The sequence below is a fragment of the Paralcaligenes ginsengisoli genome (assembly GCF_054781135.1).
In genome coordinates, this window is record NZ_BAAGUZ010000020.1 from 59,977 (window position 1) to 73,486 (window position 13,510).

14 protein-coding genes are annotated in these 13,510 nt (G+C 52.8%); 12 read left to right on the forward strand and 2 right to left on the reverse strand.

Annotated features, from left to right (window positions below; all coding sequences use genetic code 11):
• Window positions 1-57 precede the first annotated feature (57 nt).
• Together ACYVIS_RS11405 and ACYVIS_RS11410 are read left to right on the forward strand one after the other, a co-directional pair.
• Complete coding sequence (locus ACYVIS_RS11405; RefSeq protein WP_460874015.1) at window positions 58-927, forward strand: SDR family oxidoreductase; 870 nt, start codon at window positions 58-60, stop codon at window positions 925-927.
• A 34-nt stretch (window positions 928-961) separates the two neighbouring features.
• Complete coding sequence (locus tag ACYVIS_RS11410) at window positions 962-1,435, forward strand: AtaL-like protein (RefSeq protein WP_460874016.1); 474 nt, start codon at window positions 962-964, stop codon at window positions 1,433-1,435.
• 168 nt (window positions 1,436-1,603) lie between these two features.
• Here the strand turns inward: ACYVIS_RS11410 and ACYVIS_RS11415 are convergent, their stop codons facing one another.
• On the reverse strand, window positions 1,604-2,524 hold the full coding sequence (locus tag ACYVIS_RS11415) for a helix-turn-helix transcriptional regulator (RefSeq protein ID WP_232742553.1): 921 nt from the start codon (window positions 2,522-2,524) through the stop codon (window positions 1,604-1,606).
• 95 nt (window positions 2,525-2,619) lie between these two features.
• Here ACYVIS_RS11415 and ACYVIS_RS11420 point away from each other — a divergent pair, with 95 nt between their 5' ends.
• From ACYVIS_RS11420 to ACYVIS_RS11460, 9 genes are all read left to right on the forward strand, one after another.
• Window positions 2,620-3,366, forward strand: coding sequence for an SDR family oxidoreductase (locus tag ACYVIS_RS11420; RefSeq protein WP_460874017.1), 747 nt, complete (start codon window positions 2,620-2,622; stop codon window positions 3,364-3,366).
• Window positions 3,367-3,588: 222 nt separating this feature from the next.
• The gene (locus ACYVIS_RS11425) at window positions 3,589-3,795 is read left to right on the forward strand and encodes a type II toxin-antitoxin system VapB family antitoxin (protein WP_460874018.1); all 207 of its coding nucleotides are present in this window, start codon (window positions 3,589-3,591) and stop codon (window positions 3,793-3,795) included.
• On the forward strand, window positions 3,792-4,172 hold the full coding sequence (locus tag ACYVIS_RS11430) for a type II toxin-antitoxin system VapC family toxin (protein ID WP_460874019.1): 381 nt from the start codon (window positions 3,792-3,794) through the stop codon (window positions 4,170-4,172). The genes ACYVIS_RS11425 and ACYVIS_RS11430 overlap by 4 nt, the downstream gene beginning before the upstream one ends.
• Window positions 4,173-4,544: 372 nt before the next feature.
• Window positions 4,545-4,901: a glutathione S-transferase family protein gene (locus ACYVIS_RS11435; protein ID WP_232742557.1), complete on the forward strand. Its 357-nt coding sequence runs from the start codon at window positions 4,545-4,547 to the stop codon at window positions 4,899-4,901.
• Between the two features lie 671 nt (window positions 4,902-5,572).
• Window positions 5,573-6,496, forward strand: coding sequence for a TauD/TfdA dioxygenase family protein (locus tag ACYVIS_RS11440; protein ID WP_232742558.1), 924 nt, complete (start codon window positions 5,573-5,575; stop codon window positions 6,494-6,496).
• Window positions 6,477-7,397, forward strand: a complete 921-nt coding sequence (locus ACYVIS_RS11445) for a LysR family transcriptional regulator (protein ID WP_232742559.1) — start codon at window positions 6,477-6,479, stop codon at window positions 7,395-7,397. The genes ACYVIS_RS11440 and ACYVIS_RS11445 overlap by 20 nt, the downstream gene beginning before the upstream one ends.
• Before the next feature lie 7 nt (window positions 7,398-7,404).
• A complete protein-coding gene (locus ACYVIS_RS11450; RefSeq protein WP_232742560.1) occupies window positions 7,405-8,229 on the forward strand; it encodes a carbon-nitrogen hydrolase family protein in 825 nt (274 codons plus the stop codon).
• Window positions 8,226-8,891, forward strand: a complete 666-nt coding sequence (locus tag ACYVIS_RS11455) for an RraA family protein (protein ID WP_232742561.1) — start codon at window positions 8,226-8,228, stop codon at window positions 8,889-8,891. The genes ACYVIS_RS11450 and ACYVIS_RS11455 overlap by 4 nt, the downstream gene beginning before the upstream one ends.
• 29 nt (window positions 8,892-8,920) lie before the next feature.
• Window positions 8,921-9,898 (forward strand): Bug family tripartite tricarboxylate transporter substrate binding protein, encoded by a 978-nt coding sequence (locus ACYVIS_RS11460; RefSeq protein ID WP_232742562.1) that lies wholly within the window; start codon window positions 8,921-8,923, stop codon window positions 9,896-9,898.
• Between the two features lie 541 nt (window positions 9,899-10,439).
• Here the strand turns inward: ACYVIS_RS11460 and ACYVIS_RS11465 are convergent.
• The gene (locus ACYVIS_RS11465; RefSeq protein WP_232742563.1) at window positions 10,440-11,633 is read right to left on the reverse strand and encodes an FRG domain-containing protein; all 1,194 of its coding nucleotides are present in this window, start codon (window positions 11,631-11,633) and stop codon (window positions 10,440-10,442) included.
• Window positions 11,634-13,011: 1,378 nt separating this feature from the next.
• Between ACYVIS_RS11465 and ACYVIS_RS11470 the strand changes: the two genes are divergently transcribed.
• On the forward strand, window positions 13,012-13,467 hold the full coding sequence (locus ACYVIS_RS11470) for an MltR family transcriptional regulator (protein ID WP_460874020.1): 456 nt from the start codon (window positions 13,012-13,014) through the stop codon (window positions 13,465-13,467).
• Window positions 13,468-13,510: the final 43 nt, after the last annotated feature.

The window sequence follows — 13,510 nt, forward strand, 5'->3', positions numbered from 1 at the left end:
ATGTCTATCATGCAAAGCGTCAACCGACGCTTTTCAACCCGACCTGGAGTAAACATCATGACCATTCTCGTAACCGGTGCAACTGGCAATATTGGCCGCAAGGTAGTCGAACAACTTGTCAAACGCGGCACCAAAGTGCGCGCCCTCGTCCGCAAGCCTGCGAACGCCAGCTTCCCGGCCGGCGTCGACGTCGTGCAGGGCGACCTGCTTGATGTCGGCTCCTTGCGCGCTGCTTTCGCCGGCGTGTCAACACTGTTCCTGCTCAATGCCGTTGTGCCCGATGAATTTACCCAGGCGCTGGTCGCGCTCAACGTCGCCCGCCAGGCGGGTATCGAGCGAGTCGTCTACCTGTCCGTGATCCACAGCGATGTCTACGTCAACGTGCCCCACTTCGCAGGCAAGTTCGGCGTCGAGCGCATGATCGAGCAAATGGGATTTTCCGCCACCATTTTGCGCCCGGCCTATTTCATGGACAACGACCTGACAATCAAGGACGTGGTGCTCGGGTACGGCACCTACCCGATGCCGATCGGCGGCAAGGGATTGGCTATGATCGATGGGCGCGATATCGGCGAGATCGCGGCGATTGAGCTGATTCATCGTCAGTCCGCCACCAGGCCCATTCCGCTCGAGCGCATCAATCTGGTCGGTCCAGATACACTCACCGGCGCGGACGTGGCCGCCATCTGGACGGATGTGTTGAAACGTCCAATCGTCTATGGCGGCGACGACACGGCTGGGTTCGAAAAAAATCTGCGCCAGTTCATGCCGAGCTGGATGGCATATGACATGCGCCTGATGAGCGAGCGCTTTCTCAGCGACGGCATGGTCCCCCAAGCCGGCGACATCGCGCGCCTGACCGCACTGCTAGGGCGGCCCCTGCGATCCTACCGGGACTTCGCCACAGAAATCACCGCTTCTGCCTGACCCTTCAACCAAGCCCGACAATAAGGACTTTATCATGATCTATTCGACTGCAACTGTCCCGGTCAATCCGACCGGCGCAACCCCGCTCACCCGGTTCCAGGCATGGAAGGGCCTCGTGCTCAAGGCCCGCGATGCCCGTCTGTTCCTGCCGCCCAACCTTTGCACCGGCTGCGAGGTGGTGGAGGACAGTACGACCCACATCGTGCGCGAGGCCACGATCAGTGGGAATTACCTGCGCGAAATCATCAGCTTCGACCCGGAGGAAAAAGTCTCGTTCTTCCAGGCTAGCGGCCCACGTGAAGGCGTGATCGTCAACGAACTGTTCGAAAATGCCGCCGGCGCGCTCCAGCTCAGGTTTTATTGCTATATCGGGCTGCGCGGCAAGACACCGGGCGGCGCCGATGAACAGGCCGAACAAGCGTGGATGGACAGTGATAAAGGCTACAAGAGCGCGCTGCTGTCGACACTGAAGCGGACGCGCGAACTGCTTGCAGAAGGCAGGCTCTGATCGTAGTTGCGATACCCGTGCGGTGGCGGAGTGCTGCCGCACCCTTGCGTTGGAGGAGTGCCTGCCTGGGAAATGGAGATTGCGGAAGGTCCGCAATTGGCTGGACAGCGACGATCACAAGTCGACCCAAAACGGACGTGGATGAAGTGCGCCTGAGGCTGCAGTCGACTAGGCGGCGTTCCGTGCGCGTGCATTTTGGCGAGTTTTAGCATATTGGCCAGGTGGCATGCCAGTGTGCCGGGTGAAGGCTACTGTGAAAGTGCTCGATGAACTGTATCCGACTAGAGCCGCCACCTCGGAAATCGTCTTTTCCCGCTGAAGATAGTCTCTTGCCAGTGCCATCCGCCACGAAAGCAAGTAGTCCATTGGTGTAACACCCACGGCTGTGCCGAATCTCTCAAAAAATGTAGAGCGGGATAGCGCCGATGCTTTCGCTAAACGCTCAACGGTCCATGGCTCTTCTGGGCTTTCATGGATAAGTCGTATTGCGCTTGCCAATCGGGTATCGGCGAGTGCGCGTAGCAGTCCCTGCGACGTTACCGCATTGCTCGAAGAGCGCAAGGCTTCTATCAACAAAACCTCCAGCAGACGTTCGAGGACAACCTCCTTCGCAGGTCGCTGCGAGCGCGATTCATCTATGACTAATTGAACCAGCGCAGACAGTCGACAGTCGCCCCTGATATGTACGAGTTTCGGCAGCAGCGTCAAGAGCAAAGCAGAGTCTGGTGATGTCAGTCGGCAAAGGCCAACTAGTGTTCGTACGTCTGGATCGGCCGAGAGTAAACCGTTGCGATGTTCCCCGTTTTCTAGCAATGCAGGTTCCGACTGCCACTCGTGGTCGGAAGGGATTTCGTAACTGGTTACCGAAAATTCTGACATCGAAGGAATCAGTACGAAATCGCCGGCTTCAACGACCAGTGGCGTTCCGTCAACCGTGTAGCGCATCCTCCCTTCCATGATGACGCAGCAAAATAATGGCGCATCATCGAATTTGCCACGCAGGCCCCAGCGTCCGGCACCGGTCACAATTTTCGAGTACGCCATCTTTGGCTGGAGGAAGGTTACAACAGACGTTAGAGGGTCAACCATGCCGGACTCTTGCAAACAAAATTAGGACTTTTGATTGTAGATGATTTGCATTAAGCGGACTATCGTTGTGTTTCCCTAATGTTGTGAGGATTCACATGAAAACCGTTTTAATCACTGGCTGCTCTTCCGGATTTGGACTGGAAACCGCCAAATACTTTTTGGAACGCAATTGGAAAGTCATCGCCACAATGCGTACGCCGAGCGAGGATGTTTTGCCGAAATCAGAGCATTTGCGCATCTTAAAATTGGATGTGACTGATGCAGAGAGCATCCGACATGCAGTCAAGGAAGCCGGACAGGTCGATGTCTTAGTGAACAACGCTGGTGTCGGTATGCTAGGGCCATTCGAAAGTACTTCGATGGATGCGGTACGCGAAGTGTTCGAAACGAATACGTTCGGTACGATGTCCATGACCCAGGCATTTCTACCCCAGTTTCGGGCGCGTCGAGCGGGCGCTATCGTCAATGTAGCTTCGACCGTAACGCTAAAAGCGTTACCACTGCTTCCCGTCTACACCGCCAGCAAGGCGGCGGTAGTAGCGTTCACGGGGTCCTTGGCGCTAGAGCTGCGGGATTTCAACATTCAGGTCGGCGTGGTCCTGCCAGGTATGGCTCCGGAAACCGCTTTTGCCAGCAACGCACATGCAAGAATCGCCCAGACCTTTCCAGAAGACTACGCTGCCACCATGGACTCAGTGCTCTCTGGATTTCAGAATTACGACGGCTTGGTCACACACTCGACTGATGTCGCAGAAGCTGTCTGGAATGTTGTGCAAGGCGGTACGACTGCATTCCGCGTTCCAGCGGGAGCCGACGCGATTGAATGGTTCAATCAGAGCTAGTAGAAGTGTTAGCTGGACGGGAGGAATGCCTTGGCTCAAAGAGAGCCCTGCACTGTGACCGACCTTATCGCCCTAACGGGGTAACCACCAACCCGCTCTATGGAACTACGACCTAGCACAGTAGTGACCTGGCCGCGCCCGCCAGCATAGGGAATTACCTGCGAAAACACTAATTTGATGTAATATGATGCATATATTGATGCCAAATTAATGGGGGCAAAAATGCGAACTACCGTGACGATTGACGATGCATTGTTTGAGAGGGCGCTGCAAGTGGCCGACCCCGGCATTGAAAAGGCTGATCTTATACGTGAGGCGGTCAAGACGTATGTGCGTGTACAGTCTGCGAAACGACTCGCAGCCCTCGGGGGGGCAGCGCCACATATGCCCGACATACCGCGCCGCCGTAAAGAGCCCGCCGAAGCATGAACGGTGTATTGGTTGATACTTCGGTATGGGTTGATCACTTCCGACATGGAAATCAGGGTTTGGCTTATTTGCTGGAGCGTGATCGCGTAATGGTGCATCCTATGGTGCTTGGTGAGTTGGCCTGCGGAACGCCACCCAATCGGCTGCGTATTCTGGCCGATCTTGATAGCTTACGGCACACTCAACAAGCTACCCTGAAAGAAACCGTGGACTTCATCGAAGGCGAAAAACTCTTCGGTTTAGGTTGCGGGCTGGTTGATATGCTGCTCCTGGCTTCGACCATGATGACGCCACAAGCAGAGCTCTGGACACTGGACAAGCGCCTTTCAGCCTTGGCAGAACGCTTTGGAGTGATGCACCAGTCAGTCACTCACTGATACACGTAAAGCTAATGTTAATGCGCTCTACAGCCTTTCGAGCGCTAATTATCACGCTGGGTAGTTCCGTCGCACTCGTCAGATCTGCATTCTGCGAGACGCGACTGGGTTCACCTGCGGTCTTGCTTATCCCTTGTTTTCAGGGAAGACACATCCACCGTCTTACGTTCAGCGAACGGTTCGTCCTTCCTACGATTGACTGACCGGGTGGAAACGTGGCGCTTCGCGGTGACCACCGCGGGTGCCATGCGTGCATGGCTTGCGCTTGACCTCGCCGAACAATTGGAAGTCTATGTTTCGCCGGATATCAGAGCAAGATCCGGATGGTCGCTCCCTTTCGTTTACAGTACGCTGTAAATAGCGGACGTTCTGGTGCGTTTGCCAGATGAAATCTCTGCGGGCCCGCTCCTGCTGTGGGAAGGACAAATGCGTCTCTATTATCATCCGGTTTCCTCCAACTCCCGTCGTGTTCTCCTGACGGCAATCATATTGGGCGCAAAGCTAGAACTCATCACCGTTGATCTGCTCAAGGGGGAGCACAAATTCGAGGCATACCTCCAAATCAACCCGAACGGCAAGGTCCCTCTGCTGGACGATGACGGATTCCGCCTTTGGGAATCTCACGCAATCATGCAGTATCTGGCAGATAAGGAAGGCGCAGAGGTGCTATATCCCAAAGCCATTCAAGGTGTGCATTTAACAAACTCTTTCGCACATCAAGCCGCTTAGGCCTGTCGTAGAACCGAACTGCAAACAACATTACGTCACCTGGTAAAGGTTGTTGACCTGATGACCATACCGACTAATAGTAATAATGTTCCGGCTGAATATACATCGGCCGCTTGTGTCCCGATCTTAACCATTCTAGATAATGCTAGCGTACTGTCGGCGGTTTAGTTGCCCGATTGGTGTGGGAGGGCTGAATATCTCTTATTACTACGTTCGCGGCACAAGAAAAAAATTCCAAATTGAATGACGCGTCGATACCAAATTGAATTATGTATTTTAGTTAACTCATTGATTCCAAATGAGATGTGATTTCAATTCGAATGAGCTTCGACATTTTCATTGAGTTTGGAATTCTTTTCATTCAGTTTGGAACTCTCCAAAACACGTAAAGCTAATTTTGATGCGTCCTACGACCGTTTTTTTGTCTTTAGATGAGGATTCCAAGTCCGGGGATTTTGGCTTTTGGCGATGTTTAGGATCTACGGTCATACCGGTTTCGGCAGACTTTATTTCTCTCTTTCAGTAGGTCGGTCCCTTGCACTCGCTCCTCTATCAGCCTACCAGACGGCTGCAGCGTCTTAAAGAAATGTTAAGCCGAATACAAAAATTTTTCGCTTGCCACGCTTTACAGTGACGCACATCATGTGACCACTTACTTGATGGAGGAGATTATGAAAATAATACCGAAAATAGATGGTTTTGGTGCCGATGTCTTGGACTGCCCATCTGGGTTGGTAGTATCAGAAGACGACCTTGAACAGATTATGCGTGCCTGGATGAAACATTCGATTCTGTGCTTCCGCGCTGTGAACATGAGTCCCGAGGAGCACGTGCACTTTAGCCGTCGATTGGGCCCCTTGCATATCATGAGGCCGTTTAAGTTCAATCTTGACGGCTACCCCGAAGTTTTCGTGGTATCGAATGCGAACAAGGTCGATCCCTCCAAACCTGTGGTGGGCGATGCCGAAGGCGATGCTGGACTTCGTCGAGTTGGCGAGGGATTCCATACCGATGGCGAGGACAAAACCATTCCGAACGGCGGCTCCTTCCTATATGCAAGACAGGTTCCCCCTGAGCGCGGCGACACGCTCTTTGTCGATATGTACAGCGTCTATGAAGCCTTGCCTCAGAGCGTCAAAGAGATTATCGCCGGGCGGCGTGTTCGCTACAGTCGAATCGACTTGCATTCGACCCACTACCCCCTGATGGCACCACTCACAGAGGAGGAAAAGCGCGAACGGCCTGACGTCTACCATCCCTTAACACGACAACATCCGCTTAGCAGGCGCACCTCGCTTTACATTGGGCGCTGGGCTTGTGACGTTGAAGGACTACCCTTCAATGAAAGCAAAGAGCTAATTACGTTTCTTCAAGATTTTGCTAAGCACCCTCAGTTCATTTACACGCACAAATGGTCATCTGGCGATGCGGTGCTCTGGGACAATCGCTGCACACAACACTGCGCTACCGGCTTTGACGATACGAAATACGTCAGGACGATGCATAGAACTACATTGGAAGGTGAACTGCCGGTGATGGCCCAGTCTAGTGCCGGCGTACAGGTAGCACTGCTTAATGAATATTCGGTTTCTTGAAACGGCGCTGTGGCTGGCCAAGTTAAAAAGCATCAAGGCTACGGCCGAAAAGCTCTGCCTTACGCAGGCGGCTGTATCGAGCCGGATATCCAACCTCGAACAGGATCTGGGCGTTTGCCTTTTCATACGTGGGGGCGACGGCTTTGAGCCGACCTCCGTTGGCGTGACCTTTTTAGAGCATGCCGACCGCATTGTAAGTGCCCACCAGTCCTTACGTGCCTCCATGCTTGATCCGAACAAACTGGTGGGCTCATTGAGAATTGGAATGACCAGCACGTTGATTCCGACAATATTGCCGAGACTTGTAGATACGCTGCGACAGGACTACCCGAGAATCTCGATTAGCTTGAAGACCGAGCTGACCGAGAGACTACTCAAAGAACTGGAAATAGGCCGAGTCGATCTTGTTCTAGGTGCCGATAGCGAATCGGTACACGAGCGTTTCGAAAGTGTACCGTTGTGCGCATTTTCTATGACCTTTGTCGCCAGCCCCAAATTGGAACTGAAATTTGCCGATGCAGCACTTCCTGAAGAGCTAGCCCAGTACCCTATTATTGGCTATCCGCCCGGGACGCGGTCTCAACTTCGCATCGACCGCTATTTCGAAAACTGCGGCGTGTGTCCACAGATCATCCATGTGTCGAATGCGGTTCCCACCAATCTTCAGCTTGCCATATCCGGTATCGGCATCGCCGCTGTTCCCGAAGCCATCGTGCAACGGGAGATCGCCTCCGGCGAGTTGGCTCCCATCAAGCTTAAACGACCCTTCGTTTCAGTGAACTACCAGGCGGTGTTCTTGCGCGACCAAGGCCAGGGCCTAGCAAGAGCGGTGGCGGCCTTGGCGCGTGACGTCGCGGCCAATTATTGCGAATCGGTCGGCAAAAGAATTGCTTGGCAATAAAGGAGAAATGGTAGTGAAAATTTCCGTCATTCAAATGAATTCCGTTTCGGATAAAGCAGCGAATCTTGCGACAGCTGAAAGACTGACGCGCAGTGCCGTTACACAAGACACCCCCGACATGATTGTGTTTCCCGAGCACTTTGATTGGGCGGGCGGCAGCGCGCAAGAGAAGGTGGCAGCGGGCGAGCCCGAAACTGATGGCCCAGCTTATAGGTTTTGCGCCCGCATGGCCGCTGAATACGGCATCTACGTTCATTCAGGCAGCTTTTACGAGAAGGTTCCCAATCAGGAACGCGTGTTCAACACAACCGTGGTGTTCGATCCCCACGGCAAGGAGCTTGCGCGGTATAGGAAGATGCATATGTTTGACATCTTCACTCCGGATGGGCTGCGTTATGGGGAGTCCGACGCGGTGGCAGCTGGCTCGGAGATCAGCACAGCTGACGTGGGCGATTTTCGCCTCGGCCTGGCCATCTGCTACGACCTTCGGTTTCCTGAGCTCTTTCGGCGACTTGTCAGCAATGGCGCCAATGTAATCATGTTGCCCGCAGCGTTCACCTTACAAACGGGCAAAGATCACTGGGAAGTATTGTGTCGGGCGCGGGCGATTGAGACGCAAAGCTATGTGGTGGCCTGCGGTTCGCACGGACCTTTTACGCAAAATGGCGAGACGCGATATACCTATGGGCATTCACTCGTCGTCGACCCTTGGGGCCACGTTATCGCCAAGTGCTCCGACGGCGACGGCTTTGCCACGGCCCGGTTGGATATTCAGTTAATCGATAAAGTCCGCAAGGAAATTCCCTTGGCCAAACAAAAGGTGCTTCAGTGAAAAAATTCGTCCTAGAGCCCATGCCTGCTGCACTGGATCCGAAATACGTCGACATGTTATCAGCGGTGCAGACCGCTACCGTTGGCCACTTCCGTCACTGGGGATTCATGGCCCCTGACATCAAGCCAGTAAACCATACGCGCAAGATAATTGGCACTGCGGTGACCTTGTCGCTGCCCGGGCAGGATTCCACCCTACTACATCACGCCCTGACGCTGCTGCGCCCAGGAGATGTGTTGGTTATCGACCGATTGGGCGATCAAAAGCATGCTTGTCTGGGCGGCGGCGTGGCGCTTGGCGCTGTGCTAGCGGGTGCTGTGGGCGCTATCGTGGATGGCATGTGCACGGATCCCTCTGAACTCGAAGAGCTCGGTTTTCCTGTTTGGGCCCGAGGCATATCGCCCATCACCACCCGGATTTACAACATCGGGGGACAGATGAATAAACCTGTGGCATGTGGGGGCGCTGTCGTCTGCCCGGGCGACATTATCCTGGCTGATGAAAATGGTGTGCTTATCATTCCCCGAGCCGAAGTCGCTGAAGTGTCCGAAATGGCGCTGGAAAAACAGTCTCGCGGCGATAAAAACGGTGAGCAGATGCGTGGCGGCGAACGACTCGGCGACCTGTCGGGGGCGAGCAAGTATGTCCTTGAAGAAGCATAACAAACAAAACGACTATTGGAGAATATCTTATGAAGCTACGCAAAGTTCTCGCCATTGGATTAGCCTTCAGTTACTTGACATTTACCGCCACGCTCGCCCAGGCAGCGTGGCCAGAGCACCCGATCAAGATCGTGGTGCCCTTTCCGTCCGGCAATTCTTCTGACGTTACAATGCGCTTGTTGGCGGAGTTGCTCTCGCCACGCCTAGGCCAGGCCGTCGTGGTTGAAAATAAGGTCGGCGCCAGCGGTACTATCGGCACAGGTTTTGTGGCCAAACAGCCCGCTGACGGGTATACGCTGGTCATGGGCTCAACAGGTCCCTTAGCGATTGTGCCGTCGTTGCGTCCAGAAACGATGACCTATGATCCTCTTGTGAATCTGGAGCCCATAGCCGCGATTGCCTGGGCACCGCAAGTGATGGTGGTCCGATCAGATGAGCCGTTCGATACGGTGAGAGGCCTTATCAAGCATGCAAAAGAGCAAGGACAGAATCTAACCTATGGCACTCCTGGAGTGGGAACGACGCCGCACCTCGTCATCTCTAAGTTCCTGCATGATGCCGGTATCTCGGGCATGCATATCCCGTATAAAGGTGGGATGCAAAGCCTTACAGGCCTGATTGGAGGGCAGATAGACTTCATGTCTGACAACTTACCCGTTTTGGCCTCGGCCTTGCAGGGAAATCGCGTCAAACCAATCGGAGTTACGTCAGCCGAGCGTATACCGAGCCTGCCTGAAGTGCCGACCCTTGCAGAACAAGGTCTCAATGACTTCAATATGCAGGGCTGGATTCTTTTGATGGCGCCTACGGGAGTGCCGGATGAAGCAAAGCAGCGCCTTGAGAAAGAAGTTGCAGCAGTCATGCAGGATGAGAAGATGCGCGAGCGCTTATTAGGGTTAGGTCTGGTGCCAATGAGCATGCCACGGGCGCAGATTCCAGCGTTTCTGAAAGACGAGGCCCGCAAATGGAAAGAGGTTATCGAACTCACCGGGGCGAAGAAGCACTGATGGCGCATTTGTTCGGAATTCACCTCAAAAACTAATATCTGCCACGAATCTAATTGCGTGGACGAAGCCGATAAAGACAAGCAAACTGAAGGGCCGCTATCCATGCTATTCGTTGAAAATTTGAGCGAAGATGTGGATTGTCGGAAAATCCCAAACTAAGTGGTGGGAAGTTCGGAAACTTCCAAACTAAACGACTAGCGGGTTTCAATCTCAATGGCAGATCTCCTGTAAGTTGTTGATTTTTATAGGGGTGAGGTTCAAACCCAATGGAAATCGACAAATTTGTCGAACTTCTGTCGATTTTCTTTGAGTTTGGAATTCCTTTCACTCAGTTTGGAACTCTCAAAAACACGTAAAGCTAGTATTGATGCGCCCTAGAGTCGATTTTTTGCCTTTAGGTGCGTAGTTCGAATCCCGGAAATTTGGGCTCTTGGCGATGTTTATGGCCTTGCCGATTGAACCTATCACCAGTGGCCCAAACCGACCCGTTGCGGCTGTTCAGAAAGGGGGGGGAAGGAATTTCGCATGACTGCAACGTGATCTAAGCGCCGATGGAGGGGGTGTCAGCGTCATTTTTAGGCCGATTATCGCTTACTTGATCTGGTGCCGGTAGACTAGGCGTTTTCGCGACAGGCTTTGTAAACTCCATTTCGTGCCTCAGCGTCCGGCAGACACCATCCAGCCCAGGGAACATAGTGGCAGCAGTTAGCCCCATGAACGCCAGGTCTTGAAGCGCTTCAGCAGCGTAGCTGACTGGAACGTCGACGGCGTATAGAAACCGTTGACCGGAATCATGCTCCATCTTGCATAACCACTCTTCCAAATTGGCGACGTTGGTAACTAGAAAATGACCTTGCTGGGCGCGAAGTCTAGCATTATGACGTGAGGAAATTGCTAGCGAAGCAACGAACGGTTCTGGCCACGTCAGCACGACGTTGGGCGGCGACATAGAGTTCACAAACTGCCGGCTTAATGCAAAAATTCTGACATGGCTCTCATTCGTACGGTGCGAGGCATCCAAGGCATCTGAAAATGCAAAGAACGCGGCCACGTAAGGTGATTTTGTCCAGTCGAGCATTGGTGTCGGAAGACCGTGGTGCTGCGCTAGTCCAAGGACAACGGAATAATCTGCACCGTCATTCATATTTAAACGCATACTGAGTTCAGCCTCAACCTCGCTGTGAAAGCGCGCTAAAGTGTCCGCACAGTATCGCTCCATGCGATTTCGCCCTATACGGTGAAACGTTGTACTAAGTTCAAACTTGTTGCTTCCATGGCCACGAAAAAGTGTAACGTCAAGTTGCGAGTGTGCATGCGAAGCCCACTGTTTGAATCCTTGCCAATCAGGCAGGACCTCGACTTCAATACTCAACTGATGCTGCGGTGCATGAAAAGAGAGCGTACCGGCTTTGTCTGCTGTTTTCCAAGTGCCGCTGTAGCTACCGTCGCTCGCTGCGGTCAGGAGAATCTCACAGTTAGTGAGTGCTTGGCGTTCAATTGGTTGGAGCGGCGGGCAGACTAGGCCACCATTTGCTTGCGGCCTGAGCAAATTCTGAGGCACGAGTTTTATGGGTTTCGCACTTAGGTCCTCTACGAACGCAAGCACTGCAAATCGTGACTCACCTCGCGGAAGAACGGTTATCAAAAACTCGTTGGGACGATCTTGATCAATACAAAGAAGGGCTCTTGTTTCGGTTGCCAAACCTGTGAGTTCGCCAAATTGCTGATACACCATGATGTCTCCTATTCTCGGCAATCATGATAGATCACAGTCTGCAAATAGACATCTCAGAGGGTTGTCTCTGTAACACTCGCTAGTGGCTTTTCCTGTGGTACGTTTATTCCGAACGTACAATACCAGTCGTCAAGCGATCGGTCATCTTGGCTATTAGAAGGTCAGTTTTTGGCCGTTAAAAGGCCATGACCTCCGTCTGAAACCGACCGAGGCTGTGTGAAAACGCATCACGCAGCTGCCGAAGGCAGAAAGGCAGTCTCTTAGATCGGCTTAGGAGCGATTTTTCTGAGATCACTAGGAGGTCGAAGACCCCTGTTTTCATTAGTTTGGTGAGTTTTCACACAGCCTCGACCCGTTGCAGAAGTTGGTAGTTTGGCAAAGTGGACGTTCAGGAACATCGAGCTAAGGAAACGCTGATTAATTCATCCAAGTCAGCGCGCCCTAGATCGGAATGCTCTGCAAGGCCAGATTTTGACGTCAATAGTGGTGTTATTGACGTCAGAAGCCAACGCAGCAGAGTGCCCGAGATAGGGGTGCGCTGGCCGGGTTGAGCGCCGGGTTCGGCATCATGTTTGCTCCTTCGGAGCTAGCCCAATTTGCCGCAATAAGAGATTACCCAGTGCGCTCGTGTGATGATATGAAATCTTGAAATCGCCAGAGAATCTATCAAACTCGGGAGCCCCATCGCGGTTCTTTGAAATCTGAGCTGTAACCAGACCAAGTCTAATTAGGTAGTCTCTATAACTCTTCTGTAGAGCTTTAGCCTCTACTTCTTCTAACGGCGATCCGATGTATGCGGCTTTAGGTTGGAGAATATGTTCATGCAATTTCCTGAAATCTTCATCTCCGCCTATAGTGGGAACAGCATAGACGCGTAACCATATTACTTCTACATCGGTTAGGTCCCCTTTTCCTCACAATCGACTTTGGATTCGCAGTTCGGACATTCAGTAATCATGATGATCTTCGAAAAAACCAACTGTGTTTTAGGGAGATGGCTTTGAGGTATAAATTCTGCGCCTATCTCCCCAACTTCGGACAGTCATATCGCCGGAAACCGTCGTAGCTTCGGGATTTCGAAGTAAACTCAGCGACGAAGGCTGCTAACAAGACGAGAAAAGCGTTGCCGAATACACTAGCATAATATCAGCCTTGAATGTCTCCTAAGGGTAGCAACAGCCAAGGTCCACTCCTGGCCGAATGTCGTCTATCGTACCTGACTGCCAGAGACCCGGGGCAAACCTCCGCTCCCATCGATTTATTGATGCAAAGTGGACGCCCAGCTCTCAGCGATGCGCGATACTTGCTTTGAAACTCGACAGCCGTCAAGCCGCGATGGTTCAATGAGACTTCCTATCTGGGAACATCAAGGATAAACATGCCGACTCTAAAGACGGATGAACACTCAGAGATAGAAAATGACGTATTTGGCCCGCTGAATCGGCTAACGAGAACACTGCACGACCACGACGAACGTAGTCTGATCCTGTCGTTGGCCGCATTCGCGAACGAGGCCTTGGGACGGCTGATCGAAGCCTTCATGCTGCCTGTCGCGGCGAGTAAGGATTTGCTGACCGGTTTCAATGCGCCGCTGGGTACATTCTCATCGCGGATCAAGGCTAGCTACGCCCTCGGCCTAATTAATGAAGAACAGTTCAAAGATTTCGAGTACCTACGCAAGATTAGGAACGAGTTTGCGCATGCCTGGGAGCACGTGAGTCTGAAACAGGACAGGCTGGTGTCGTATGCGCGGAATATGTCCTTCAGCTATCTTGATGACGATTTCCCAGAGACAAACGCAGATAAATGCAGATTCAGCGTAAGCGTCATGTGAAGGCCGCCTAGTCGCGGCGTTTGAAACAGTTCAAAGTGGTGCC

Excerpts from the sequence above, each read along its gene's own strand:
- ACYVIS_RS11405 (WP_460874015.1), top strand. The coding sequence starts at position 58 with ATGACCATTCTCGTAACCGGTGCAACTGGCAATATTGGCCGCAAGGTA.
- ACYVIS_RS11410 (WP_460874016.1), top strand. The coding sequence starts at position 962 with ATGATCTATTCGACTGCAACTGTCCCGGTCAATCCGACCGGCGCAACC.
- ACYVIS_RS11415 (WP_232742553.1), bottom strand. The coding sequence starts at position 2,524 with ATGGTTGACCCTCTAACGTCTGTTGTAACCTTCCTCCAGCCAAAGATG.
- ACYVIS_RS11420 (WP_460874017.1), top strand. The coding sequence starts at position 2,620 with ATGAAAACCGTTTTAATCACTGGCTGCTCTTCCGGATTTGGACTGGAA.
- ACYVIS_RS11425 (WP_460874018.1), top strand. The coding sequence starts at position 3,589 with ATGCGAACTACCGTGACGATTGACGATGCATTGTTTGAGAGGGCGCTG.
- ACYVIS_RS11430 (WP_460874019.1), top strand. The coding sequence starts at position 3,792 with ATGAACGGTGTATTGGTTGATACTTCGGTATGGGTTGATCACTTCCGA.
- ACYVIS_RS11440 (WP_232742558.1), top strand. The coding sequence starts at position 5,573 with ATGAAAATAATACCGAAAATAGATGGTTTTGGTGCCGATGTCTTGGAC.
- ACYVIS_RS11445 (WP_232742559.1), top strand. The coding sequence starts at position 6,477 with ATGAATATTCGGTTTCTTGAAACGGCGCTGTGGCTGGCCAAGTTAAAA.
- ACYVIS_RS11450 (WP_232742560.1), top strand. The coding sequence starts at position 7,405 with ATGGTAGTGAAAATTTCCGTCATTCAAATGAATTCCGTTTCGGATAAA.
- ACYVIS_RS11460 (WP_232742562.1), top strand. The coding sequence starts at position 8,921 with ATGAAGCTACGCAAAGTTCTCGCCATTGGATTAGCCTTCAGTTACTTG.
- ACYVIS_RS11465 (WP_232742563.1), bottom strand. The coding sequence starts at position 11,633 with ATGGTGTATCAGCAATTTGGCGAACTCACAGGTTTGGCAACCGAAACA.
- ACYVIS_RS11470 (WP_460874020.1), top strand. The coding sequence starts at position 13,012 with ATGCCGACTCTAAAGACGGATGAACACTCAGAGATAGAAAATGACGTA.